Source organism: Mesorhizobium sp. RCAM 05104, assembly GCF_059683645.1.
Map to the genome: position 1 here is coordinate 3,110,404 of NZ_CM185033.1, position 23,056 is coordinate 3,133,459.

Genomic DNA, 23,056 nt, shown 5'->3' on the forward strand with positions numbered 1-23,056 from the left:
TTGCCGCCGGCCGGCCGCGGTGGCAGATTGCGGCCGAAACCACATAGAGCAGATAGACATGGTCTCCAAACGCCTCAGTCGCGAAGCCGGCCATCGCCGAAAGTTCCTGGCGATCATCGACGATACGCCGGAATGCGAGCGTGCCGTCGCCTACGCCTCGAAGCGGGCGCAGAGCACCAACGGCACGCTGGTGCTGCTCTACGTCATCGAGCCGGACGATTTCCAGCACTGGCTGGGCGTCGAGAAGATCATGCGCGAGGAGGCAAACGCCACGGCGCGCGCGGCACTCGACAGCTATGCCAACAAGGTGCGCCAGAAACTTGGCATCGAGCCGGAGATGGTGGTGCGTGAAGGCAAGCCGACGGACGAGATCCACAAGCTGATCGAGGAAGACCAGGACATCGCCATCTTGGTGCTGGCCGCCGGCGCCGGCAAGGAAGGGCCTGGACCGCTGGTCGGCGCTGTCGCCGGCAAGGGCGCCGCATTCCCGATCCCGGTGACCGTGGTGCCGCAGAACCTGTCGGACGAGGAGATCGACAGCCTGGCCTGAGATGTATTGATATTCAGGTGATGCCGGCCTGCAAACGGCGGCTTCCTGCGCTTCCGGTGCTCACGTACTTCAAGTACGCTCCGCTCCGGTTCTCGGAAACCACCATTTTCGGCTCGGCCTGACCTGAATCTCTACACATCTCAAACGTATAAGAAGCGCAAAAACATTCCGCCAGCCGGCCGTTCCGGCGATGCGTTTCGCTTGAATGTCCCGCCAATAGAGCTTATTTAGAATTATTCCAAACTAGTTGCCCAAAATGGGCACGGAGACGGCCATGTTCATCCAGACCGAATCGACACCAAACCCGGCGACGCTGAAATTCCTGCCTGGCAAGGAAGTGCTTCTGGAAGGCACCGCCGATTTCCGCGATGCCGACAGTGCTGCCGTTGCCTCGCCGCTGGCCGGCCGGCTGTTCGAGATTCCGGGCGTAACCGGCGTCTTCTTCGGCTACGACTTCATCACCGTGACCAAGGATGGCCCCGACTGGCAGCATCTGAAGCCGGCGATCCTGGGCGCCATCATGGAGCATTTCATGTCCGGTGCGCCGGTGATGGCCAAGGCCGGCCCTGCCGCCGAAACCAGCCTGACTGGTGAATTCTACGACAAGGCCGACGAGGAACTCGTCATCACCATCAAGGAACTGCTCGACACGCGGGTCCGCCCGGCGGTCGCCCAGGATGGCGGCGACATCACCTTCCGCGGCTTCGAGAATGGCACGGTTTTCCTGCACATGAAGGGCGCTTGCGCCGGCTGCCCGTCATCGACGGCGACGCTGAAGCACGGCATCCAGAACCTGCTGCGGCATTTCGTGCCTGAAGTGCAGCAGGTCGAGCAGGTCTCATAGAGACCACTTCCGAGCGCCAATGCATCGAGAGACAACAAAAAACCGGGCCAAATTGCCCGGTTTTCTGTTTGGGACGTCCGTTGTTGCCTAGACGGTCCGCGTACGAAAGCTGCCTCTATCTGATCACGATTTCCGAAAACCGGTACCGGTTTTTCGGCATCATGATCTAAAGAACAATGACCTTGGCGCCTACCGAGGCGCGGTCATAGAGGTCGATAATATCCTGGTTCATCAGGCGGATGCAGCCCGACGACATTGCCTTGCCGATAGAGTTCCATTCCGGGCTGCCATGCAGGCGATAGCCCATGTCGCCGCCCTTGTTGAACAGATACATGGCGCGGGCGCCGAGCGGGTTCTTCAGGCCAGGCTCCATGCCACCGGCAAACTTGGCCAGTTCCGGCTGACGCTGGATCATCTGCGAAGGCGGCGTCCAGGTCGGCCATTCGCGCTTCAGCGCGATGTGGGCGGTGCCGTGCCATTCAAAGCCCTCGCGGCCAACGCCGATGCCGTAGCGCATCGCCAGGCCGTCGCCCTCGACGAAGTACAGAAACTTGTTCTGCGTATCGACGATGATCGTGCCCGGCTTCTCCTGGGTGTCGTAATTCACCTCTTGCCGATGGTACTTCATCGGCACCTTCTCGATCGGGATGCGCGGCAGCTGGTAACCGGCGTCGGTGACCGCGCCATAGTCGTTGGAGAACATCCGCGAGCCGATGGTGCTGCAACCGGTGATAGCAGTGGAAAGCGCCAGTGCGGCGACTATTGCAAACGACTTCATGCGCATCAGGTAATCCGGTGCCTCGCCCCAGCGGCACGAGTCGGCCGCTTCTCAGCATTATTCATGCTGGCATTTGCTTTGCTTGCCAAGCACGCGATGCCTATATGGTGGGGCTTACGCGCCGGTAACCGTATCACTATGGCATTTCGGCAACAGCCTTCACAGTATTGTGAAGGAAATTCAAAGGGCCAAGTTCGAGGGCTCGCTAAAAACCGAGGGAAATCGTCATGAATGTCGGTGACGCCGCCCACCGTTCAGGCCTACCGGCCAAGACCATCCGCTACTACGAAGAAATCGGCCTGATCGCGCCGGCGCGCGCCAGCAATGGCTACCGCGACTATTCCGGCGACGACATCCACCGGCTTGCCTTTCTGCGCCGCGCGCGTAACCTCGGCTTTTCCATCGACGATTGCCGGCAGTTGATGGCGCTCTACCAGGATCGCGGCCGCGCCAGCCACGACGTGCGCGAGATTGCGGCCGCGCATGTCACGGCGATCGAGGAGAAGGTGCGCGAGCTGCAGTCGATGCGCTCGACCTTGCAGAAGCTGATCCACGCCTGCCATGGCGACGAGAGGCCGGACTGCCCGATCCTGGATGACATGGCGGGTGCGCTCGGCGACAACGCCGCTTCGGCGTCGGCATAAGGACCGCGCGCGGCTCGATACCTTATCGGCCGGCAGGGAGGATATCCGCCAATGGTCTCGATGACCGTCGAATTGCGCAATATCGAGGACACGCAAGCCGCCATGGGCTGGGCCGGCGGCCACACGATCATCGTCGACAGGCCCGAAGGCAAGGCCGGCGGGATGGGCCTCGGCTTCAATGGCGGCCAGCTTCTCGCCCTGGCGATCGGCGGCTGCTTCTGCAACGACCTTCGCTATGCCGCCGAGCAGATGGGCGCGAGACTTGGGAAAATCGCCGTGACCGTGACGCTCACTCTCGAGGGCCAGCCGTTGCTGGCGACCATGGCACCCATGGTGGTCGCCTGTCAGACATTGGACGGCGCCGATCCGGCGCAAATCATTGCAAGGGCTGGAGCGATTTCCACGGTCAGCAATTCGCTGCGGCAGGGCGTGCCGGTCAGCATCGAAACGAACGCGGCACGGACGTTCGATTGAACCAATTCCTTCCGCCTCTGGCCGCGACGGCCGACTGCTCTACTTCCTCATGGTCGCGTTGATCAACGATGGAGGTTGGCATGGATCGGCGATTGTTTCTGACTGGAATGCTTGGACTGGCGGGGACCGCGGCCGTGATCACCGTCGCGCGCCCTGGTACCGCGTTAGCTGGCATCCCGAATACGGGACCCGGCATTCTCGATGAACTCGACAAGCCTTCCGACGACATTTTGGAGCCGGATGGTCCCGATACCCAGAACGGCATCGAGCCCGTACACTGGTATCGCAGGAGGCGCCGCCGCGTGTGGAGACGGGTTTGCCATCGCTACAGGCGTCGTGGCCGCTGGCACCGGAGATGTTACCGCAGAGCCGTCTGGATTCACTTCTGACGAGAGCCGGTAAACGCGAAGGCCTCGGCATCTGCCGGGGCCTTTGTCGTCGATCAGGCGGAAGCAACGGTCAGGGCGGGGCCACTGGACTCGCGGCATCATTTTGGGCTAGTCAGCCCTCCTCAGACCAAGTGCATCGCGCTGTAGCCGCGCGCAATCCATGATCATCGTGAAAAAGCCGTTGCGCGACGAAGATTTGTACTTCGTCTTCGCTGAAGAGCGCTGTGTTGCGTTCTTTTATCTCCTCTCTTCATCCGGGGACAAACAGATATGGGCCGTGAGCGGCGGCGACCAGAAGCCGCTGGCCGCGAACACCGATGACTTCGCCAGCTATGACGCCGCCTTGAACTTCATCGTCGCCCATCTGCCCAGACAGTAGCTGAAGGATGGCATCCGCGTTGGCGGGTTTGTCAAATATATAATCGCCCGCATAAAACAGGTTCAAACCGTGAACAAAATCTGGCATGGTGCGGGCCATGCCAATCATCTCGCCTATATCAATCAACCCGCTCATCGACGGTCGCCAGTCCGAACGCGCCATGCTGGTGCGGCGCGGCGTGCAGCGGCTGTTGAGGGAGATGGGCGCGCATGTGCTGCCCGAACTGTCGCTGGCCACCGGCCGCCGCGCCGACCTCGTGGCGCTGACCCGGCAGGGCGACATCTGGATCATCGAGATCAAGTCCTCAATCGAGGATTTCCGGGTCGACCGCAAATGGCCCGACTACCGGCTGCACTCCGACCGCTTCTTCTTCGCCACCCATCCCGGCGTGCCCTCGGAGATCTTTCCCGACGAGTGCGGCTTTATCCTCTCCGACGGCTACGGCGCCGAGATCCTGCGCGATGCGCCCGAGCACCGCATGGCGGCGGCAACGCGCAAGGCACTGATGCTGCGGATCGCGCGGGCTGGTGCGGCACGGCTGCTAGCGGCTGAGTTGGCCGGTGTGTCGGTGCCGGCGCTCGAGGGTGAGAGCGAGTAACATTGGCGGAACCTGAGTTCCTCTCCCCCGCTTTGCGGGGGCGAGGAACCCAGGAGTTGCCCTACCCTTCGTCCTCATCCACGCCAACAGCCGCCGGCGCCAGCAAAAGCACGGCGGCGCCGAGGATGGCGGCGATGAAGGAGCCGGCGAGGATGCCGACCTTGACCGCGTCCTGCAGCGCCACATCGCTGGCGAAGGCGAGCAGGCCGATGAACAGGCTCATGGTGAAGCCGATGCCGCACAGCAGCGAGATGCCGATCATATGCGTCCATCCGGCGTTGGCCGGCAGGTCGGCAAGACCGAGCCTTATGGCAAGCGCGGAGGAGCCTAGCACGCCCACCAGCTTGCCGACCACGAGGCCGGCGGCGACACCCAGCGTCAGCGGCTCGATCAGCGCACCAAGGCTCAGGCCGGCCAGCGAAACGCCGGCATTGGCGAAACCGAAGATCGGAATGACGACGAAGGGCACTATCTTGTGCAGGCCATGCTCGAGCCGGTGCAGCGGCGAATGGTCGAGATCGTGGCCGACCCCGGCGGAGCGTTCGAGCGGAATGGTCAACGCCAGCGCCACGCCGGCAAGCGTCGCGTGGACGCCCGATTTCAGCACCAGCACCCACAGGATGACGCCGAGCACGAGATAGGGCACCAGCGTCATCACCCGCATGCGGTTGAGCACGACGAGCACGGCAATGACGGCGAAGGCAGCGGCGAGATAGGTTGATGACAGGCCGTTGGTGTAGAATATGGCAATGATGATGACGGCGCCGAGATCATCGATGATGGCGAGCGCGGTGAGGAAGACCTTCAGCGAGGCCGGCACGCGGCTGCCGAGCAGCGACAGCACGCCGAGCGCGAAGGCAATGTCGGTGGCGGTCGGTATAGCCCAGCCGGAGAGTGCCGCCGCATTGTCGCGGTTGACGGCGACATAGACGAGTGCCGGGACCAGCATGCCGCCGGCGGCGGCGATGCCGGGCAGCACGCGCCTGGGCCAGGTGGAAAGCTGGCCGTCCAGCATCTCGCGCTTGATCTCCAGCCCAACGAGCAGGAAGAACACCGCCATCAGCCCGTCATTGACCCAGTGCGAGACGCTGAGCGGACCGAGATAGGCGTGGAGAACGGCGAAATAGGTTTGCGAGAGCGGCGAATTGGCGACGATCAGGGCAAGGGCCGCCGCCGCCATCAGGATGATGCCGCCAGCCGCCTCGCCATCGAGAAATTCGCGGAAGACGGAAACCGGCCGCTGCTTCAAGTCCCGCATGTCGCCTCCGTCATGCCGCCTATTTCGGCGGATTTCATTGTCCAAGCGTTGGCGCTGCCCCTCACCTGCCTGCCGGCATCCTCTCCCCGTATAGTGACGGGGAGAGGGGCGCTCTCAGCGCCGGTTTCGCAAATTATCAGCGTTTCAAGGAGAGCGCCGAAATTGCGGCCAGCCTCCTTCTCCCCGTCACTATACGGGGAGAAGTGCCCGGCAGGGCGATGAGGGGCGGCGCCGACTTCGAAGATTGGTAGTCTCCGCCACAAGTTGGAAACTGTCATTGGTCCGAAGCAATTGCCCCGCGTGTTTGGCGATCCTAACGCGGCGCGCGCTTGGCCAGTATCCGCTGCAAGGTGCGGCGATGCATGTTGAGCCGGCGCGCGGTTTCGGAGACATTGCGCTCGCACATTTCGTAGACGCGCTGGATATGCTCCCAGCGCACGCGGTCGGCCGACATCGGGTTTTCCGGAGGCGCCGCGCGCTCACCGGCGGTGCGGGTCAGTGCGGCAAAGATGTCGTCGGCGTCGGCCGGCTTCGACAGATAGTCGACGGCGCCGAGCTTCACCGCTGTCACCGCGGTGGCGATGTTGCCATAGCCGGTCAGGATGATGGTGCGGGAATCGTCGCGCTTCTCGCGGATGGCCGCGACCACGTCGAGGCCGTTGCCATCGCCGAGACGCATGTCGACCACGGCATAGGCGGGCGGATTGGCGCGCGCCTTGGCGACCGCTTCCTCGACGCTCTCGGCCGTCTCGACCACAAAGCCCCTGGTTTCCATGGCGCGAGCCAGACGCGTAAGGAACGGCTTGTCGTCATCGACGATGAGCAGCGAGGTATCCTCGCCTTCAACCATTGCGCCAATATTTTCGTCGCCTGTCATGGTCTCAAAATTCCTGCTGCCTCAATTTTACGCAGATATAGTTCCTGAGCCCCGTTGTCCAATTCTTAGAGCCCCCCGAAGGGCTCTCAGGCGGTGTCGAACATACTGGCCGAGGTGACTTCCGGATTGAGGAACACGCCGCGCGGCCAGGATATCTGTACCACGGCGCCCTCGCCCAGACCGCTCGAATTGCGAAAATCGAGCGTCGCCCCCGAACGTTCGAGCAGCGTCTTGGCGATGAACAGGCCCAGCCCCAGGCCGCCGCCGGCTTCGGTGCCCTGGCGCGTCGACATGTAGGGTTCACCGATACGGTCGATGATCTCGGCCGGGAACCCGGGTCCATCATCGATGATCGAGAAGGTGACGATGGCCTCGTCCCAGCTCCAGCTCACGGTGACGCTCTTGCGAGCAAAATCGACGGCGTTCTCGACCAGGTTGCCGAGGCCATAGATGACGCCCGGATTACGGCGTCCGACCGGTTCGGGGCCGATGCGCTCGCCAGGCCGAAGCTTGATCGAGATGCCGAAGTCGCGATGCGGAGCGGTGACCTCCTCGACGAGCGAGGTCAGGGGCAGCCGGGAAAGATGCGCCTCGCCCTCCGACGACAGGCTGGTCAGGCGCTTGAGGATCTCGCGGCAGCGCTCGCTCTGCGAGCGAAGGAGCTTCACGTCTTCCCCATATTTCGGATCGTTGCCGAGCGCCTTTTCCATCTCCTTGGCGACAAGCGTGATGGTGGCGAGCGGCGTGCCGAGCTCGTGCGCGGCCGCCGCGGCCAGCCCGTCGAGCGCCGACAAGTGTTGTTCGCGCTGCAGCACCAGTTCGGTGGCGGCAAGGGCGTTGGCCAGAAGCCGCGCTTCGGCGGCCACCCGGAAGGCGTACATGGCGGTGAAGGCGATCGAGGACAGCACCGCCATCCACATGCCCGCGACATAGATGAAGGGCATCGCCAACGGCGCGCCTTCATACCAGGGCAGCGGCAGATGGATAAAAACCAGGAAGGTCGCCGCCGACATCACCAGCCCGCCGAGGATGGCGGTCAGACGCAGCGGCAGCGATGTCGCCGAAATGACCACAGGCACGGTCATCAGCAGCGAGAACGGATTGGTGAGGCCTCCGGTCATGTAGAGCAGGCCGGCAAGCTGCAGGCTGTCAAAAATGAGGATGCCGAAGGCCGCGAGCGGGGTGAGCCGGTGCGCGGCTGGAAACCGGAAAGCTAGAAACAGGTTCATCCAGGCCGAACAGGCAATCAAGGCAAAGCAGAGGCTGACCGGCAGCGGGAATTTCAGGCCATAGGCGACGACGAGCACGGTCAGGCTCTGGCCGACAATGGCAAGCCAGCGCAGCCGGATCAGCGTGTTGAGGCGCAGTCTCTGGCTCTGCTGGAAATCGGGCGAACGCAAAACGTTGATCATGGCCATGAATTACAGCCGCAGGGCCAGGAACGCTAGGTCCCCCGCGGCTTGGCGCGGCTGGTGGCGGCGACGAGCAACGGGTTTTCCGGCCAGACATGCCGGGGGTAGCGGCCGCGCATGTCGGCGCGCACGTCGGCCCAGGAGCCACGCCAGAAACCGGGCAGGTCGCGTGTCGTCTGGATCGGCCGGTGCGCCGGCGACAGGAGTTCGAGCGTCAGCGGCACGGTCCCGTTGGCGATGGCCGGATGGCGGTCGAGGCCGAACAGTTCCTGCACGCGAACCGCCAGCACCGGCCATTCGCCTTCATAGCGGATCGGCACATGGCTGCCCGACGGGACATCGAAATGGGTGGGCGCCAGCGTCTCGATCCTGCGCTGCAAGTCGTGCGGCACGAGCGCGGCGAGCCCAGCCGAGACAGTGCCCGGATCGATGGCGGCAAAGGATGCCGCGCCAGACAGGAACGGCAGCAGCCAATCGTCGAAGCGCTCGATGAGCGCGGCATCGGCCATATCGGGCCACGGCGCGCCAAGACCGCGATGCAACCAGGACAGCCGCTGGCGCAGCGTCTGCGCCTCCTTGCTCCAGGTCAGCAGCGAAAGCCCATGCTCGCGCAAGGCGTCGAGAATGGCGCGATCGGCGTCCGCGCCGGTTGGTGGCGGCAGCATGCGCTCGGACAGGGCAATGGCGCCGAGGCGCACCGTTTCGCGCACGCGCACGGCGCGGCGGTCGCGATCGAAGCTGGTTTGCCTGCGGGTCTCGATCCTGTCCGCCAGCGTGGCGCGGACATCGTCCTCGCTGATTGCGGCGGCTGCCGTGATACGGGCATTCTGCGCCTTGCCCTGCAAATCGGCGACGACCAGAAACGGCTCGCCCGCCAGCGGGTCGGCGGCGTCGAGCATGGCGCCGGAGCCGTTGGCCAGCACGAAGCGGCCGCGCTCGCCGCGGGCCTTCGCCACCCGGTCAGGCCAGGCGTGAACAAGCAGGAGGCCGGCTGAAACGGCTTCGCTGTTCCTGGCACCGCCCGCCTGTCTCGCCAGCCGCTCGGCGAGCTGCCGCGCGGCGGTCGCACGCGGCGATCGCTCGGATCGAAACCGCATCAGCCGCCGTTCGAGATCGGCACCTTCGCCGCCAAGCTCACGCTCGGTGAGCAGCACGGCAAGCATGGCCGCCTCGTCGGCATGGCCGCTGCGGGCTGCCTCGGCAACCATGTGCGCCAGCCGCACGGGCAGGGCGAGTTTGCGCATCGCCATGCCCGCTTCCGTCAGACGTCCCGCCTCGTCGACGGCATCCAGCGCGCGCAGCAGCGCCCTTGCCTCGTTGAGCGCCGGAGCCGGCGGCGGATCGAGGAAGGCGAGCGCCGTCGGATCGGCGACGCCGAAGGCGGCACAGTCGAGCAGCAAGCCGGAGAGGTCGGCCTCGAGGATCTCCGGCGGCGTGAAGGCGGGCAGTGCAGCCGTCTGCTCGGCGCGCCACAGCCGGATGGCGACGCCAGCTTGCGTGCGCCCGGCACGGCCGGCGCGCTGGTCGGCCGACGCCTTGCTGACGCGCACGGTTTCCAGCCGGGTGAGGCCGCTGGCCGGCTCGTAACGCGGCAGCCGCGACAGGCCGGAATCGATGACGACGCGCACGCCGTCGATGGTGATCGACGTCTCGGCAATCGAGGTGGCCAGCACCACCTTGCGGCGACCGACCGGCGCCGGCTTGATCGCCGCGTCCTGCGCCTTGCCGTCGAGCATGCCGTAGAGCGGCACGATGTCGGTGCCGGCCCCGACCTTGCCCGCCAGCCGCTCGGCGGTGCGCTCGATCTCGCGCTGGCCGGGCAGGAAGGCGAGCACACTGCCGCTCTCGTCGGCAAGCGCCGAGCGGATCGCCTTGGCCATGGCGTCCTCGATGGTGGCGCCGGCCGGCCGTTCGTCGTAACGGACATCGACAGGGAAGGCGCGGCCCTCGCTCTCGATCACCGGCGCGCCCGACAGCAGTTTCGCGACACGCGCGCCATCGAGCGTCGCCGACATCACCAGCAGCCGCAGATCCGGCCGCAGCGCCCCTTGCACGTCGAGCGCCAGAGCGAGGCCGAAATCGCCATCGAGCGAACGCTCGTGGAATTCGTCGAAGATCACCGCCGAGACACCGGGCAGTTCGGGATCGTCGAGGATCATGCGCGCCAGCACGCCTTCGGTGACGACGAGAATTCTTGTGCGGGCCGAGGTGCGGTTTTCCATGCGCATGGCGTAGCCGACGGTGGCGCCGGGTTCCTCGCCGATGAGTTCGGCCATGCGGCGGGCGGCGGCGCGGGCGGCGAGCCGGCGCGGTTCGAGCAAAACGATCTTGCCGACACTCAGCCACGGTGCGTCGAGCAGCGCCAGCGGCACCAGCGTTGTCTTGCCGGCGCCCGGCGGGGCCACCAGCACGGCGCTGTTGCCACGGCCAAGCGCTTCACTCAGCGCCGGCAGCACGGCGGATACCGGAAGCTCCGGCAAGGGGTTTGTCGTCATCGGTCCAGGAATGCGTTCATCCAATCGCGGTAGGCCCGCCTCGCCCGCATATCAGCGGTCGCGGTGGCCGTGCAACTCATGGGATCGTGGCCGGTTCAAAGCCGGGTCCGCGAAAACGGATTCCAGCGCACCGTGCCCAGCCGCGCTTCCTCGCGCACCATGGTCAGCAGGCCGGAGCCGCCGACGACCGCGAGACCGACCAGGGACAGCCAGTCAGGATACTCCTGGAAGAACAACGCACCGAGGATCACCGCCCAGACAATCTGTGAATAATGCGTCGGCGCGACCCGGTTGGCGGGCGCGTATTTGACGGCCAGCAACTGCAGCAATTGTCCACAGGCGGTGAAGGCGCCTGCCATCACCAGCCACATAAGCTGTTTTCCGTCGGGAACCGTGAAGGACGTGGCGGCGGCACCGATACCGTTGAACAGCAGCCCATAGCCGATCAGCACGCCCAGCATGGTCGTGCGCTTTTCCTGCTGCGCGAGCGAGCGCATCAGGATGACGCTGGTCGCGGCGAGGAAGGCAACGCCGAAGGCGGCAAGGTGGCCGAGATTCAGCTCGCGAAAGCCCAGGCGCACCACCAGCATGACGCCGGCGAAGCCGGCGACCACCGCCAGCCAGCGCCACGGCCCGACCTTTTCCTTGAGGATGACCGTGGAGAGGATGGTGACGCAGAGCGGCGCCAGGAAGACCAGTGCATAGACCTCCGCCAGCGGAATGGTGGTGAAGGCGTAGACGCTGAGCACGCCGGAGGCGATGCCCGCCCAGGCGCGGGCCTGCACCGCCCAAGGACGACTGGTGCGCCAGAAATCACGCCAGCGCTCGTGTGCCGGCCGCGCGAAGAAGAGAAAACAGCCGGCAAACAAGGTCGAGAAGAAGCCGATCTCGAAGACCGTGAATTGTCCCCCCAGGCTTTTGACAACGGCGTCGCTGCCCGAATAGCTTGCGTAGGCGATCAGGGCGAGCAGGATTCCGTTCGTCACTTTTTCCATTTCCGGGGAGAGAGTAGCGTGAAAATACTGGCTCTCGGCGCGCATCCGGACGACATCGAGATCTTCATGTTCGGTACGATGGCGGCCTATGCCGCGCAAGGCGCAGAACTCACTTTCGCCATAGCCACGGATGGCGCCAAGGGTGGCAAGGGTGATCCAGGCGCGCTTGCCCGGGCACGCCGGCAGGAGGCGGCCCAAGCGGCGGCCCTGCTTGGTGCCACGCCACGCTTCCTCGACTTCCCGGATGGCGGGCTGGTGGCCGACGCGGCACTCATCGCGGCGCTGACGACGCTGATCGGCGAGATCGGCCCGGATCTCGCGATCACGCACGCGCCGAACGACTATCACGGCGACCACCGCGCGCTGTCGGATGGCGTGCGCATCGCCGCCTCGTTCGCCGTTCCGGTGCTGCATGCCGACACGCTCGGCGGCACCGGTTTTTCGCCGACACATTATGTCGATATTTCCGCGCATGCCGCCGTCAAGGCCAAGGCGATCCGCATGCACCAGTCGCAGGACCCGGAGCGTTTCGTCGACGCCGCCCGGACGCAGAACGCCTTTCGTTCCGGCCAGTGCAATGGCGCGCAAGGTTCGTTGGCCGAAGCCTTCCGTTTCGAGCCGGTATTTCCCTTCGCCGACATCCGCGCCCTGCTGCCGCCAGCGCCGATGATCCGGCCGGTGATGGTCAGCACCAGACGGGTCGACTGAGACGAAGGGACGTTCGGGTCTGCTCGGGATCAGCCTGCACGGCTTCCATGCTCCGCACGGACCTGACCGGCGGTCCGCGCTTTTCCCAACGTTTTCAGACACCGGCGCGGGATGCTGCGGCGCAGCAACGAATTTGCTTGCGTTGTTTAGTAAAAAATGGATCACTAAACAAATTACTAAACATCTGCCGCGCTCCGGCGCCGCCATGTTTAGGCCCCTGAGGAGAGGGGTTGAGGGCTCTTGAAACCGTCATCCGGGCGCGTTTCGCAAATGGGAGGAAGGCATGAAATCGAGCTTGAAAATGGCGTTGGGACTGGCCTCGGCGATGGTAGCGTCGACAGCGGTCTCGAACGTCGCGCACGCTGAAGACCTGACGCTGTGCTGGGCCGCCTGGGACCCGGCCAACGCGCTTGTCGAACTGTCCAAGGACTTCACCAAGGAAACCGGCATCGGCATGAAATTCGAATTCGTGCCGTGGACCAACTATGCCGATCGTTTCCTCAACGAGCTGAACTCGCACGGCAAGCTGTGCGACCTGATCATCGGCGACAGCCAGTGGATCGGCGGCGCCGCCGAGAACGGCCACTATGTCAAGCTGAACGACTTCTTCGACAAGGAGAAGATCAGCATGGACGACTTCGTGCCGGCAACCGTCGTCGGCTATTCGGAATGGCCGAAGAACACGCCGAACTACTGGGCGCTGCCGGCAATGGGCGACGTCGTCGGCTGGACCTATCGCAAGGACTGGTTCTCCAAGCCGGAACTGCAGAAGGAATTCAAGGAGAAATACGGCTGGGATCTCGGCCCGCCGGCGACCTTCGACCAGTTGAAGCAGATCGCCGAATTCTTCCAGAAGCGGCAGATCGACGGAAAGACCGTCTATGGCGCCTCGATCTACACCGAGCGCGGCTCGGAAGGCATCACCATGGGCGCCATGGACGTGCTCTACAGCTACGGCTTCCAGTACGAGAACCCCAAGAAGCCCTACGAGATGGAAGGCTACGTCAACTCCGACAAGTCGGTGAAGGGCCTCGAGTTCTACAAGGCGCTCTATGATTGCTGCACCCCGCCGGGCGCCTCGAACAGCTACATGGGCGAAGGCGTCGATGCCTTCAAATCCGGCCAGGTGGCGATGCACATGAACTTCGCCTTCACGTGGCCGGGCCTGCAGAAGGACGAGAATGTCGGCGGCGACAAGATCGGTTACTTCGTCAATCCCAAGGGGCCTGACGGCGACCAGTTCGCCCAGCTCGGCGGCCAGGGTATCTCGGTGGTGTCCTATTCCGACAAGCAGGAATCGGCGCTGAAATACATCAAGTGGTTCGCCAACAAGGACGTCCAGGCCAAGTGGTGGTCGCTCGGCGGGTATTCCTGCCTCAACGCGGTGGTGAAGGATCCGAAGTTCCCGGCCAGCCAGCCCTACGCGCAGACCTTCCTCGACTCGATGGCCATCGTGAAGGACTTCTGGGCCGAACCGAGCTACGCGCCGCTGCTGCAGGCGTCGCAGAAGCGCTTCCATGACTATGTCGTCGCCGGCCAGGGTTCGGCCAAGGATGCGCTCGACGGCCTGGTCAAGGACTGGACTCAGGTCTTCCAGGACGATGGCAAGATGTAACCTGGGCAAGATGTAACCGGCTCCTCCCGAGCTTGGCCGAAGCGTCCCGTGCCGCCCTTGGCACGGGACGCAGTTCAGATAAATTCATGACAGAGACGACCCAAGTGACCGAAGCAGGACTGACCATGCTCAATCGGACCGCGGAGAACGTTGCCCGGGCGACCCCGGAGCCGTTGGCGCGCAGGGTCCGCGGCATCAGCGACAAGGGGCTCGCCTGGCTATTCATCTCGCCGACGATCCTGTTGCTGCTCGCCATCAACATCTTTCCGCTGTTCTGGGCGATCTATCTGTCGTTCACCAATTACCGCGCCAACCGCCCCAACGAGGTGGTGAAGAATCTTGGCTTCGCCAATTATCAGCGCATCCTTGGCGACCACGACATCTGGATCGCGATGCAGACGACGGCGCATTTCGTGTTCTGGACCATCCTGTTGCAGACGCTGATCGGCTTCACGCTGGCCTGGCTGATCGACAGGAAATTCCGTGGCCATGCCTTCTGGACGACGCTGATCCTGGTGCCGATGATGCTGTCGCCGGCGGTGGTCGGCAATTTCTGGCGCTTCCTCTACGAGCCGCAGATCGGCCTGTTCGCCTATGCCATCTCCTTCGTGTCAGGCATCCCGCCGACAAACATCCAGATGCTCTCCAACGTCTCATTGGCGCCGTGGTCGATCATCATCGTCGACACCTGGATGTGGACGCCTTACGTGATGCTGATCTGCCTCGCCGGCCTGCGCTCCATCCCCGAATACATCTATGAGGCGGCCGAGGTCGACCGCGCCTCCAACTGGCGGCAGTTCTGGTCGATCACGCTGCCGATGGCGCTGCCCTTCATCATGCTGGCGGTGCTGTTTCGCGGCATCGAGAATTTCAAGATGTTCGACATGGTCAATCTGTTGACCGGCGGTGGGCCGGGCTCGACCACCGAGGTCGCCTCGATCACGCTGAAGCGGCAGGCTTTTGAGAGCTGGCGCACCGGCTATTCCTCGGCCTTCGCCATCATCCTGTTCGTCGCGGTGTTCGGGCTGGCCAACATCTACGTCAAGGCGCTCAACAAGGTGAAGCAGAGATGAGCCTGACCACCGCCCACTCGGTCGTCGCACCGTCTGCGAATTCGAAGCGGATCGCGGGCGCGATCATCATTGCCTACGCGCTGATCTCGATCGTGCCGTTGCTGTGGATCTTCGCCACCAGCTTCAAGACGCCGCCTGACTCGATCGCCTATCCGCCCAAGATCCTGTTCCAGCCGAGCCTCGAAGGTTACTGCAATTTGTTCACGACGCGGACGCGGCAGACACCGGAATACATCAACTCGCTGGGCCCGGCGACGAGCTTCTGCGACGAGACCACGCGCAAGCGCAACATGGTCATCGCCGGCCCGTCCAACTTCGTGCCGCGTTTCGTCAATTCGCTGATCATCGCCTTCGGTTCGACCTTCTGCGCGGTGTTTCTCGGCACGCTGTCGGCCTACGGCTTCTCGCGCTTCAAGGTGCCGCTGGCCGACGACCTTCTGTTCTTCATCCTGTCGACGCGCATGATGCCGCCGATCGCCGTCGCCATTCCGATCTACCTGATGTACCGCGAGCTCGGCCTGTCCGACACCGCACTCGGCATGATCCTGCTCTACACGGCGGTCAACGTGTCGCTGGCGGTGTGGCTGCTCAAAGGCTTCATCGACGAGATCCCGCGCGAATATGAGGAAGCGGCGATGATCGACGGCTATACGCGGCTGCAGGCGTTCTGGCGCACCGTGCTGCCGCAGGCGACGACCGGCATTGCCGCGACCGCCATCTTCTGCCTGATCTTCGCCTGGAACGAATACGCGTTCGCTGCCCTGTTGACCTCTGGCACGGCGCAGACAGCGCCACCGTTCATCCCGACCATCATCGGCGAAGGCGGCCAGGACTGGCCGGCCGTGGCTGCCGGCACGACGATCTTCCTGGTGCCGATCCTGGTTTTCACCATCCTGCTTCGCAAGCAATTGCTGCGCGGCATCACCTTCGGCGCGGTGCGCAAATGAGCATGACCAATCCTGTAAAACGCAAATCGCGCTGGCCGGTCTGGGCCAGGCGCGGCCTGATGGAAAACATCGCGACGGCGCTGATCGCCATCGGCTTCCTGATGCTGTTCCAGCCCTTCGCGCTGTCGCTCTACACCTATTCCTTCATCACCATGCTCGCCGGCACCGTGATGTTCATCATCGTCTCGAAATTTCCGGAGTAGGTGATGGCCGAGATCCGTGTTCAGCATCTGAGAAAGGCCTTCGGCGATTTCGTCGCCGTGCAGGATTCCAACTTCGTCGTCGAGGATGGCGAGTTCTTCGTCATGCTCGGGCCTTCGGGCTGCGGCAAGACGACGACACTGCGCATGATCGCCGGGCTTGAGCTGCCGACGGGCGGCGAGATCCTGCTTGGCGGCGAGGACGTCACCATGCGCCGCGCCCGCGAGCGCGACATCGCTTTCGTCTTCCAGCTGTTCGCGCTCTATCCGCACATGAACGTGCGCAAGAACATCGGCTTCCCCTTGCTGGCGCAAGGCATGCCTTCGGCCGAGATCCGCACCCGGGTTGAGGAGACGGCGAAGCTGTTGCGCATCGACCATCTGCTCAACAAATCCGTCTCCGGCCTTGCCGGCGGCGACCGCCAGCGGGTGGCGCTCGGCCGCGCCATCGTGCGGCGGCCAAAGTGCTTCCTGATGGATGAACCGCTGGGGACGCTTGATACCGAATTCCGCGATTTGATGGTCCATGAGTTGCGCGAGTTGCACAACCGCATCCACGCCACCACCGTCTATGTCACGCATGACCAGATGGAAGCGATGTCGATGGCCGACAAGATCGCGGTGATGAACCATGGCGTCATCGAACAGTTCGGCACGCCGCGTGAGATCTACGATCGTCCGGCAACCATGTTCGTCGCCGACTTCATCGGCTCGCCGCCGATGAATTTCTTGGGATTTGGCGGCGGATTGGCAAAGGGCGCCAGGGAGATCGTCGTCCAGGGCGCGAAGGTCGCGGTGCCGGAAGTGCGTGAGGATATCGCGCCGGCCGACATGGCGCTCGGCATCCGGCCGGAACACATCCGCTTCGACGATGCCTCCAAGCTGCGCGGCGCCATCTACGGCACCGAATATCTCGGCACCACGCAGATCGTCGCGGTGGAGACGGCGGATGGCATCATCAAGGCACGCGTGCCGGCGGAGATCCGCCTCGCCACCGGCGATCATGTCGGCCTGACGCTGAGCAGCGCCCGCCTGTCGCTGTTCGAGAAAAGCTCCGGCCGTGCGGTGAGAACCGCGATCCACGATGTGGCCTCGCAGCGGAGGGCGCAGCATGGCTGACGTGCACATTAGAAACGTGACCAAAAGCTTCGGCGACCATGTCGCCGTCAACGATCTCGACCTGCATATATCAGACGGTGAATTCGTCGTGCTGCTTGGGCCGACCGGGGCCGGCAAGACGACGACGCTGCGGCTGATCGCCGGACTGGAGCGGCCGGACGCCGGCGCAATTCGCATTGGCGGCCACGATGCCACGACGCTGTCGCCGGCCGAGCGTGACACCGCTTTCGTATTCCAGCAATATTCGCTCTATCCGCATCTGTCGGTGTTCGACAATCTTGCCTTCCCGCTGCGCTCGCCAGCACGCAAAATGCCGGAAGACCAGATTCGCCGCCGCGTCGAGGAGGTGGCCAGGATGGTGCGCATCCATCACAAGCTCGCCAACCGCTCGACCAAACTTTCCGGCGGCGAAATGCAGCGCGTCGCGATCGGTCGCGCCTTGGTGCGCAAGCCGGCCATCTATCTGATGGACGAGCCGCTGTCGTCGCTCGACGCCAAGCTGCGTGCTGATCTGCGGCTCGAACTGAAGCGCATCCAGTCCGAACTCGGCGCCACCATGCTCTATGTCACGCATGATCAGATCGAGGCGATGACCATGGCCGATCGCATCGGCATCCTCGCCGATGGCGTGCTGGTGCAGATCGGCACACCGAGGACGATCTATTCCGAGCCGGCAAACCTGCATGTCGCGGCGCGACTCGGCCAGCCGGCGATCAATCTGCTGCCGGCCGGTCTGCTGCCGGATGGTGGGACACCAGCGGGAACCATGACGATCGGCGCGCGCACCGAACATCTCACTATCGAGAAGGCGATGAATGGCCATGCCGACGGCGTTGTCGACTGGGTCGAGCATCTCGGCGACCAGAACCACCTGCATGTGACGGTAGGCTCCAGGAAGCTGGTGACGCTGACCGATCCCGACACGGATCTGGCACAGGGCGACAAAGTGGTGATCCGCTACCGGTCGCCGCTCTATTTTGGTGCCGACGGACAAAGGCTGATGTGAACGGTTTTCGGTGTTCCCTGCCAAGGGTCAACGCCCGCTCTGATTGACGATTGCTGATAGACTGGACGAATTCGATGAAGCACTTTTTTAATCGCAGGGAAACGATCGTCACGGAGGCGCTGGATGGCCTCCTGAGGACAATTGGCGCCGGCGACCTCGCGCGTCTGGACGGCTATCCCGAGATCAAGGTCATCCTGCGCGCCGATTGGGACAAGACGAGAGTCAGCGTCGTTTCAGGCGGCGGCGCCGGGCACGAGCCGTCGCATGCCGGCTTCGTCGGCAAGGGGATGCTGACGGCGGCGGTCTCGGGCGAGATCTTCGCTTCGCCCAGCGTGGAGGCGGTGCTGGCAGCCATTCGCGCGGTCACCGGCCCGGCCGGCTGCCTGCTGATCGTCAAGAACTATACCGGCGATCGCCTCAATTTCGGCCTGGCCGCCGAGAAGGCGCGCGCCGAAGGTTTTCGTGTCGAGATGGTGATCGTCGCGGACGACATCGCCTTGCCGGATATCAACCAGCCGCGCGGCGTTGCCGGCACCTTGTTCGTGCACAAGATCGCCGGCCACCTGTCGGAAGCCGGCCACGATCTGGCCGACGTCGCGGCGGCGGCGCGGGCCGCCGCAGCGGACATCGTTTCGCTCGGCATGTCGCTGTCGTCCTGTTCGATCCCGGGCCAGCCTCATGAAGACAGGTTTGGCGCGGACGATGGCGAACTCGGTCTCGGCATTCACGGCGAACCGGGTGTCGAGCGCATCGCCGTGCAAAGCGTCGACAGGCTGGTCGCGATCATGGCGGAGCGCCTCGCGGCAGGGCTCGACCCGAAAGCCGGCTATGCTTTGCTGATCAACAATCTCGGTTCCGTGCCACCGCTCGAAATGTCGCTTGTCGCCAATGCCGTGCTTGCCTCGCCGCTCGCTCGGACGGTCAAGCTGACGATCGGCCCTGGACCGCTGATGACGGCGCTCAACATGAACGGCTTCTCGCTGTCGCTGATCCGGCTCGATGCAGCGCGCGAGGCGGCATTGCGCGCGCCCGTCGGCCCGCACGCCTGGATGCCGGCAAAGACCGTTGTCGCGCCTTCCGTCATGCCGCTGGCGAAACCCGCCACCGAAAGCGCGGCCCGCAAGCCCAGCCATGATGCACGCAGCAGGCGCCTCGTGGTCACCGTCTGCGAAAGGCTGATCTCGCTCGAAACCACTTTGAACGGGCTGGACGCCAAGGCTGGCGATGGCGACACCGGCTCGACGGTGGCGACCGGCGCGCGCAGTGTCCTCGACCGGCTGGATACGCTGCCGCTTGCCGACCCCGCGGCGACCCTTGGCGCTGTCGGCGACATTCTGAGCGCATCCATGGGGGGCTCCAGCGGGGTGCTGCTGTCGATCTTCTTCACGGCGGCTGCGCAGGCCCTGGACGGCGGTGCCAGCATGGCCAAGGCACTGCTTGCAGGTCTCGAACGGATGACCTTCTACGGCGGGGCGAGAATTGGCGATCGCACCATGGTCGATGCCCTGGAGCCCGCGCTCAAAGCGCTCCACGCCAAGGGGCTGGAGGAGGCGGCAACAGCGGCCCGACGCGGCGCCGAGGCCACCGCCGCGATGGACAAGGCGAAGGCCGGGCGGTCCGCCTATGTCGGCAGCAAGCTGCAGGGCGTGGTCGACCCCGGGGCTCATGCCGTGGCCGAGGTCTTCGCGGCCTTGGCCGCACTGCATGCAGCGGCCTGACGCATGCTTCAGTTGTCGAGTGACAGTTCTTTCGATACTGCCGGCGGAATGGAAACCGGGAATTTGCGCGACATGGCGGGGTTGAACCTTTCCAGGCTGATCACGGCCGCCGCGGACACGATTGCCGCTCATGCCGAGGAGTTGACGGCGCTCGACCAGGCGACCGGCGACGGCGACCACGGGCTGAACATGAAGCGTGGCTTCGAGGCCGTGCGTGGCGAGGCGGAAGCGTTTTCGGCCAAGCCGCTGCCCGAGGCCCTGAGGGCGATTGGCACCAAGCTGGTGATGACGGTCGGCGGCGCTTCAGGTCCCTTGTTCGGCACCCTTTTCATGGCGCTCGGCAAGGAGATTTCCGGCGCGCCCGATCGCGCCAATCTGACGGCGGCTTTTGGCAAGGCCATCGAAGCGGTGGCGGCGCGAGGCAAGTCGCAAGTTGGACAGAAGACAATGCTCGACGTGCTGCAGCCCGTGCATGACGCTTTGCTGCAGGGAAAAGCCCCCTCTGAAATCGCCGATATCGCCGACGCGGCGGCCGAGGCAACCGTGCCGATGAAGGCCCTGCGTGGCCGCGCTTCGTTCCTCGGCGACCGTTCGATCGGTCATATGGACGCCGGCGCACGCTCAACCGCGCTGCTGGTGCGGACAGTGGCGAAAACCCTCGGGGAAAGCGCATGAGCAATGTCGGTATCGTCATCGTCTCGCATTCGCCGCTGGTCGCCGAGGGCACGGCCGACATGGTGCGGCAGATGGTGGGCGACGAAGTGCCGCTTGCATGGTGCGGCGGAAACGGCCATGGCGGGCTCGGCACCAATGTCGAGGCGATCATGGGTGCCATCGACAAGGCCTGGTCCGAAGCCGGGGTCGCCATCCTGGTCGATCTCGGCGGTGCGGAGACCAACAGCGAAATGGCGGTCGAGATGATCGGCGAGCCGCGTTCGCAGAAGATCATCGTCTGCAACGCGCCGATCGTCGAAGGCGCGGTGATGGCCGCGACCGAGGCTTCCGGCGGCGCCTCGCTGAAGGAAGTGGTGGCGACGGCGCATGAATTGTCGCCGTCGTGAGCGAACGGGAATTTTGAAGACATGTCCGCATCCGCCGAAGCGAGCGTCCTGATCACCCACGAGGTGGGTCTGCACGCGCGTCCTTCGGTGAAGTTCACCAAGCTTGCCAAGACCTTTGCCGCCGACGTGGAAATAGCGCTTGCGGCCAACGGGCCATGGTTCGACGCCAAGAGCATCGTCAAGGTGATGGCGGCCAAGGCGCCGAAGGGCACTGTGCTGCATATCAGGGCCAGCGGCGATGGCGCCGATAATGCCGTCGACGCGCTGGTCGAACTGGTGCGGCGCGATTTCGACGAAGGCGCGGACCATGTCCGGACCGCATAGGCTGCAGGGCATTTCGGCCTCGGCCGGTTATGCCGAGGGTCCGCTGTTCGACCTCGACCGGACTGCCGCATCCTATGTCGGCAAGGCAACAGTGGCTGAAGAGAGAGCCGCGCTCCAGACAGCGATAGGCGCGGCGACCGGCCGGCTTGCTGCGCTGATCGCGGCGAGCGAAGGCGATGCCGCCGACATTCTCGAGTTCCAGCTCGCGATGCTCACGGACGATGCACTGACCGGCCCGGCTTTTTCGCACATTGCCGAGGGCACGGCCGCCGATTTGGCCTGGCGCCGGGCACTCGACGCGGAAATCGCCGGCTATGAGACGTCTGACCAGGATTATTTCCGGGCGCGTGCGGCCGACATCCGCGACATCAGGGACCAGGTGCTGCGGGCGCTGACCGAGGATGGCGATATCCAGGTACCGGCCGGCGCCATTCTCTACGGCGAGGACATCGCGCCGACACGTTTTCTCGAAACCGACTGGAGTTGCGGTGGCGGCATCGCGCTGAAGGCAGGCAGCACGGCGAGCCACGTCGCCATGCTGGCGCGTTCACGTGGGGTGCCGATGGTTGTCGGGCTTGGGGTGGTTGGCCTTGGCGCTCCGCCAGCCGAACTTGCCGGCGCAGCGCTGCTCGACGCCGAGCACGGCGGGATCGTGCTGTCGCCCTCAAGGGCCGAGATCGACGCCTTTCGCCAATCGTCCTCATCATTCGCGGCGCGCCGCGACCTGGCTGGGACTTTCCTGGCCCGGCCGGCGATGACCAAGACCGGCACGGCGGTGCGCGTGCAGGTCAACATCGCCGACCCGTCCGATGTCGACGGCATCGATATCGCGACCTGCGACGGTGTCGGGCTGATGCGCACCGAATTCCTGTTCGGCAGGACGCTGCCGGACGAGGACACGCAGTATCGCGCCTATCGCAAGGTGCTGGAGTGGGCCGGCGAGAAGCCGGTGACGATCCGCACCGTCGATGCCGGCGGCGACAAGCCGGTGCCTGGCTTCACCGTCGAGGAAGGCAATCCGTTCCTCGGCCAGCGCGGGATCAGGCTGTCGCTGGCGCGGCCCGAGGTGTTTCGTGTACAAATCCGTGCGCTGCTGCGCGCCGCTGTCCACGGCAGCCTGAAAGTGATGTTCCCGATGATCGCCGTTGTGGAGGAATACAGGCAGGCCGCGGCAATGTTCGCCGAGGAGCAGGCAACGCTGGCCGCGCGTGGCATCGCGCATGAAATGCCGCCGCTTGGCATCATGGTCGAGGTGCCGTCGGTGGCGATCGTGCCGGAGGCCTTTACTGATGCCGCCTTCTTCTCGATCGGCTCCAATGACCTCACCCAGTATGTCATGGCGGCCGCCCGCGACAATGCTGCCGTGGCGCATCTCAATTCGGTCCGCCATCCGGCGGTGCTGCGGCTTGTCGCTGGTGTGACCGCGTTTGGCCAGCGCGAAGGAATCCCGGTCAGCCTGTGCGGTGACGCTGGCGGCGATCCCGCCTCGATCCCGTCCCTGCTCGAGGCCGGCCTGCGCGATCTTTCCGTCGCTCCGGCTCAACTCGCCATGGCCAAGGCGGCCATCGCGGACGTTTCGGTCTAGGCCCGGC

Annotated in this window: 24 protein-coding genes; 18 read left to right on the forward strand and 6 right to left on the reverse strand. The window is 64.4% G+C overall.

Annotated elements, in window-relative coordinates:
- The first annotated feature begins 58 nt into the window (after window positions 1–58).
- Together AC56QP_RS15290 and AC56QP_RS15295 are read left to right on the forward strand one after the other, a co-directional pair.
- Entirely contained in the window at window positions 59–550 is a 492-nt protein-coding gene (locus AC56QP_RS15290; RefSeq protein WP_091580652.1) for a universal stress protein, read from the forward strand.
- Between the two features lie 274 nt (window positions 551–824).
- Window positions 825–1,394 carry a NifU family protein gene (locus AC56QP_RS15295; RefSeq protein ID WP_091581039.1) on the forward strand — a complete coding sequence of 190 codons (570 nt, stop codon included), beginning with the start codon at window positions 825–827 and terminating at the stop codon, window positions 1,392–1,394.
- Between the two features lie 166 nt (window positions 1,395–1,560).
- On the opposite strand, the gene AC56QP_RS15300 is transcribed toward AC56QP_RS15295, so the two are convergent.
- The gene (locus tag AC56QP_RS15300; RefSeq protein ID WP_489859152.1) at window positions 1,561–2,178 is read right to left on the reverse strand and encodes a L,D-transpeptidase; all 618 of its coding nucleotides are present in this window, start codon (window positions 2,176–2,178) and stop codon (window positions 1,561–1,563) included.
- A gap of 221 nt (window positions 2,179–2,399) precedes the next feature.
- On the opposite strand from AC56QP_RS15300, the gene cueR reads away from it, so the two are divergent.
- From cueR to AC56QP_RS15320, 4 genes are all read left to right on the forward strand, one after another.
- On the forward strand, window positions 2,400–2,816 hold the full coding sequence (gene cueR / locus AC56QP_RS15305; RefSeq protein ID WP_489859151.1) for a Cu(I)-responsive transcriptional regulator: 417 nt from the start codon (window positions 2,400–2,402) through the stop codon (window positions 2,814–2,816).
- 51 nt (window positions 2,817–2,867) lie between these two features.
- Window positions 2,868–3,290 (forward strand): OsmC family protein, encoded by a 423-nt coding sequence (locus AC56QP_RS15310; protein ID WP_489859150.1) that lies wholly within the window; start codon window positions 2,868–2,870, stop codon window positions 3,288–3,290.
- A 549-nt stretch (window positions 3,291–3,839) separates the two neighbouring features.
- Complete coding sequence (locus tag AC56QP_RS15315) at window positions 3,840–4,058, forward strand: hypothetical protein (RefSeq protein ID WP_489859149.1); 219 nt, start codon at window positions 3,840–3,842, stop codon at window positions 4,056–4,058.
- A 97-nt stretch (window positions 4,059–4,155) separates the two neighbouring features.
- Window positions 4,156–4,656 (forward strand): MmcB family DNA repair protein, encoded by a 501-nt coding sequence (locus tag AC56QP_RS15320; protein WP_489859148.1) that lies wholly within the window; start codon window positions 4,156–4,158, stop codon window positions 4,654–4,656.
- Window positions 4,657–4,717: 61 nt separating this feature from the next.
- Here AC56QP_RS15320 and nhaA read toward each other — a convergent pair whose 3' ends face one another.
- The 5 genes from nhaA to AC56QP_RS15345 form a co-directional block, all read right to left on the reverse strand.
- Window positions 4,718–5,914, reverse strand: coding sequence for a Na+/H+ antiporter NhaA (gene nhaA / locus AC56QP_RS15325; RefSeq protein ID WP_489859147.1), 1,197 nt, complete (start codon window positions 5,912–5,914; stop codon window positions 4,718–4,720).
- 313 nt (window positions 5,915–6,227) lie between these two features.
- The gene (locus AC56QP_RS15330) at window positions 6,228–6,791 is read right to left on the reverse strand and encodes an ActR/PrrA/RegA family redox response regulator transcription factor (protein WP_111544836.1); all 564 of its coding nucleotides are present in this window, start codon (window positions 6,789–6,791) and stop codon (window positions 6,228–6,230) included.
- Window positions 6,792–6,877: 86 nt separating this feature from the next.
- Window positions 6,878–8,209 (reverse strand): ActS/PrrB/RegB family redox-sensitive histidine kinase, encoded by a 1,332-nt coding sequence (locus AC56QP_RS15335; protein WP_489859146.1) that lies wholly within the window; start codon window positions 8,207–8,209, stop codon window positions 6,878–6,880.
- Between the two features lie 26 nt (window positions 8,210–8,235).
- Window positions 8,236–10,698: an ATP-dependent helicase HrpB gene (gene hrpB / locus AC56QP_RS15340; RefSeq protein WP_489859145.1), complete on the reverse strand. Its 2,463-nt coding sequence runs from the start codon at window positions 10,696–10,698 to the stop codon at window positions 8,236–8,238.
- A gap of 95 nt (window positions 10,699–10,793) precedes the next feature.
- Window positions 10,794–11,684: a DMT family transporter gene (locus tag AC56QP_RS15345; protein WP_489859144.1), complete on the reverse strand. Its 891-nt coding sequence runs from the start codon at window positions 11,682–11,684 to the stop codon at window positions 10,794–10,796.
- Between the two features lie 27 nt (window positions 11,685–11,711).
- Between AC56QP_RS15345 and AC56QP_RS15350 the strand changes: the two genes are divergently transcribed.
- The 12 genes from AC56QP_RS15350 (at window position 11,712) to ptsP (ending at window position 23,049) form a co-directional block, all read left to right on the forward strand.
- A complete protein-coding gene (locus AC56QP_RS15350) occupies window positions 11,712–12,401 on the forward strand; it encodes a PIG-L deacetylase family protein (RefSeq protein WP_489859143.1) in 690 nt (229 codons plus the stop codon).
- 283 nt (window positions 12,402–12,684) lie between these two features.
- Entirely contained in the window at window positions 12,685–14,016 is a 1,332-nt protein-coding gene (locus AC56QP_RS15355) for an ABC transporter substrate-binding protein (protein ID WP_091580678.1), read from the forward strand.
- A gap of 125 nt (window positions 14,017–14,141) precedes the next feature.
- Window positions 14,142–15,089, forward strand: a complete 948-nt coding sequence (locus AC56QP_RS15360) for a carbohydrate ABC transporter permease (RefSeq protein ID WP_489863592.1) — start codon at window positions 14,142–14,144, stop codon at window positions 15,087–15,089.
- Entirely contained in the window at window positions 15,086–16,036 is a 951-nt protein-coding gene (locus AC56QP_RS15365; protein WP_256749110.1) for a carbohydrate ABC transporter permease, read from the forward strand. Before AC56QP_RS15360 ends, AC56QP_RS15365 begins: the two co-directional genes overlap by 4 nt.
- On the forward strand, window positions 16,033–16,239 hold the full coding sequence (locus tag AC56QP_RS15370) for a hypothetical protein (RefSeq protein WP_256749111.1): 207 nt from the start codon (window positions 16,033–16,035) through the stop codon (window positions 16,237–16,239). Before AC56QP_RS15365 ends, AC56QP_RS15370 begins: the two co-directional genes overlap by 4 nt.
- A 3-nt stretch (window positions 16,240–16,242) precedes the next feature.
- Window positions 16,243–17,355 carry an ABC transporter ATP-binding protein gene (locus tag AC56QP_RS15375; RefSeq protein ID WP_489859142.1) on the forward strand — a complete coding sequence of 371 codons (1,113 nt, stop codon included), beginning with the start codon at window positions 16,243–16,245 and terminating at the stop codon, window positions 17,353–17,355.
- Entirely contained in the window at window positions 17,348–18,361 is a 1,014-nt protein-coding gene (locus AC56QP_RS15380) for an ABC transporter ATP-binding protein (protein ID WP_489859141.1), read from the forward strand. The genes AC56QP_RS15375 and AC56QP_RS15380 overlap by 8 nt, the downstream gene beginning before the upstream one ends.
- Before the next feature lie 74 nt (window positions 18,362–18,435).
- Window positions 18,436–20,079, forward strand: coding sequence for a dihydroxyacetone kinase subunit DhaK (locus AC56QP_RS15385; RefSeq protein ID WP_489859140.1), 1,644 nt, complete (start codon window positions 18,436–18,438; stop codon window positions 20,077–20,079).
- Between the two features lie 72 nt (window positions 20,080–20,151).
- On the forward strand, window positions 20,152–20,754 hold the full coding sequence (gene dhaL, locus AC56QP_RS15390; protein WP_489859139.1) for a dihydroxyacetone kinase subunit DhaL: 603 nt from the start codon (window positions 20,152–20,154) through the stop codon (window positions 20,752–20,754).
- A complete protein-coding gene (gene dhaM, locus AC56QP_RS15395; protein ID WP_027040441.1) occupies window positions 20,751–21,140 on the forward strand; it encodes a dihydroxyacetone kinase phosphoryl donor subunit DhaM in 390 nt (129 codons plus the stop codon). The genes dhaL and dhaM overlap by 4 nt, the downstream gene beginning before the upstream one ends.
- Window positions 21,141–21,161: 21 nt before the next feature.
- A complete protein-coding gene (locus AC56QP_RS15400; protein ID WP_489859138.1) occupies window positions 21,162–21,464 on the forward strand; it encodes an HPr family phosphocarrier protein in 303 nt (100 codons plus the stop codon).
- Window positions 21,448–23,049: a phosphoenolpyruvate--protein phosphotransferase gene (gene ptsP / locus AC56QP_RS15405; protein ID WP_489859137.1), complete on the forward strand. Its 1,602-nt coding sequence runs from the start codon at window positions 21,448–21,450 to the stop codon at window positions 23,047–23,049. Before AC56QP_RS15400 ends, ptsP begins: the two co-directional genes overlap by 17 nt.
- The last annotated feature ends 7 nt before the right edge of the window (window positions 23,050–23,056 follow it).

Coding starts and splice junctions, on each gene's coding strand:
- AC56QP_RS15335 (WP_489859146.1), bottom strand. CDS start 8,209: ATGGCCATGATCAACGTTTTGCGTTCGCCCGATTTCCAGCAGAGCCAG.
- AC56QP_RS15320 (WP_489859148.1), top strand. CDS start 4,156: ATGCCAATCATCTCGCCTATATCAATCAACCCGCTCATCGACGGTCGC.
- AC56QP_RS15375 (WP_489859142.1), top strand. CDS start 16,243: ATGGCCGAGATCCGTGTTCAGCATCTGAGAAAGGCCTTCGGCGATTTC.
- cueR (WP_489859151.1), top strand. CDS start 2,400: ATGAATGTCGGTGACGCCGCCCACCGTTCAGGCCTACCGGCCAAGACC.
- hrpB (WP_489859145.1), bottom strand. CDS start 10,698: ATGACGACAAACCCCTTGCCGGAGCTTCCGGTATCCGCCGTGCTGCCG.
- AC56QP_RS15290 (WP_091580652.1), top strand. CDS start 59: ATGGTCTCCAAACGCCTCAGTCGCGAAGCCGGCCATCGCCGAAAGTTC.
- AC56QP_RS15365 (WP_256749110.1), top strand. CDS start 15,086: ATGAGCCTGACCACCGCCCACTCGGTCGTCGCACCGTCTGCGAATTCG.
- AC56QP_RS15310 (WP_489859150.1), top strand. CDS start 2,868: ATGGTCTCGATGACCGTCGAATTGCGCAATATCGAGGACACGCAAGCC.
- AC56QP_RS15315 (WP_489859149.1), top strand. CDS start 3,840: ATGATCATCGTGAAAAAGCCGTTGCGCGACGAAGATTTGTACTTCGTC.
- dhaM (WP_027040441.1), top strand. CDS start 20,751: ATGAGCAATGTCGGTATCGTCATCGTCTCGCATTCGCCGCTGGTCGCC.
- AC56QP_RS15380 (WP_489859141.1), top strand. CDS start 17,348: ATGGCTGACGTGCACATTAGAAACGTGACCAAAAGCTTCGGCGACCAT.
- AC56QP_RS15400 (WP_489859138.1), top strand. CDS start 21,162: ATGTCCGCATCCGCCGAAGCGAGCGTCCTGATCACCCACGAGGTGGGT.
- dhaL (WP_489859139.1), top strand. CDS start 20,152: ATGGCGGGGTTGAACCTTTCCAGGCTGATCACGGCCGCCGCGGACACG.
- AC56QP_RS15355 (WP_091580678.1), top strand. CDS start 12,685: ATGAAATCGAGCTTGAAAATGGCGTTGGGACTGGCCTCGGCGATGGTA.
- AC56QP_RS15300 (WP_489859152.1), bottom strand. CDS start 2,178: ATGCGCATGAAGTCGTTTGCAATAGTCGCCGCACTGGCGCTTTCCACT.
- AC56QP_RS15385 (WP_489859140.1), top strand. CDS start 18,436: ATGAAGCACTTTTTTAATCGCAGGGAAACGATCGTCACGGAGGCGCTG.
- AC56QP_RS15360 (WP_489863592.1), top strand. CDS start 14,142: ATGCTCAATCGGACCGCGGAGAACGTTGCCCGGGCGACCCCGGAGCCG.
- nhaA (WP_489859147.1), bottom strand. CDS start 5,914: ATGCGGGACTTGAAGCAGCGGCCGGTTTCCGTCTTCCGCGAATTTCTC.
- AC56QP_RS15295 (WP_091581039.1), top strand. CDS start 825: ATGTTCATCCAGACCGAATCGACACCAAACCCGGCGACGCTGAAATTC.
- ptsP (WP_489859137.1), top strand. CDS start 21,448: ATGTCCGGACCGCATAGGCTGCAGGGCATTTCGGCCTCGGCCGGTTAT.
- AC56QP_RS15370 (WP_256749111.1), top strand. CDS start 16,033: ATGAGCATGACCAATCCTGTAAAACGCAAATCGCGCTGGCCGGTCTGG.
- AC56QP_RS15330 (WP_111544836.1), bottom strand. CDS start 6,791: ATGACAGGCGACGAAAATATTGGCGCAATGGTTGAAGGCGAGGATACC.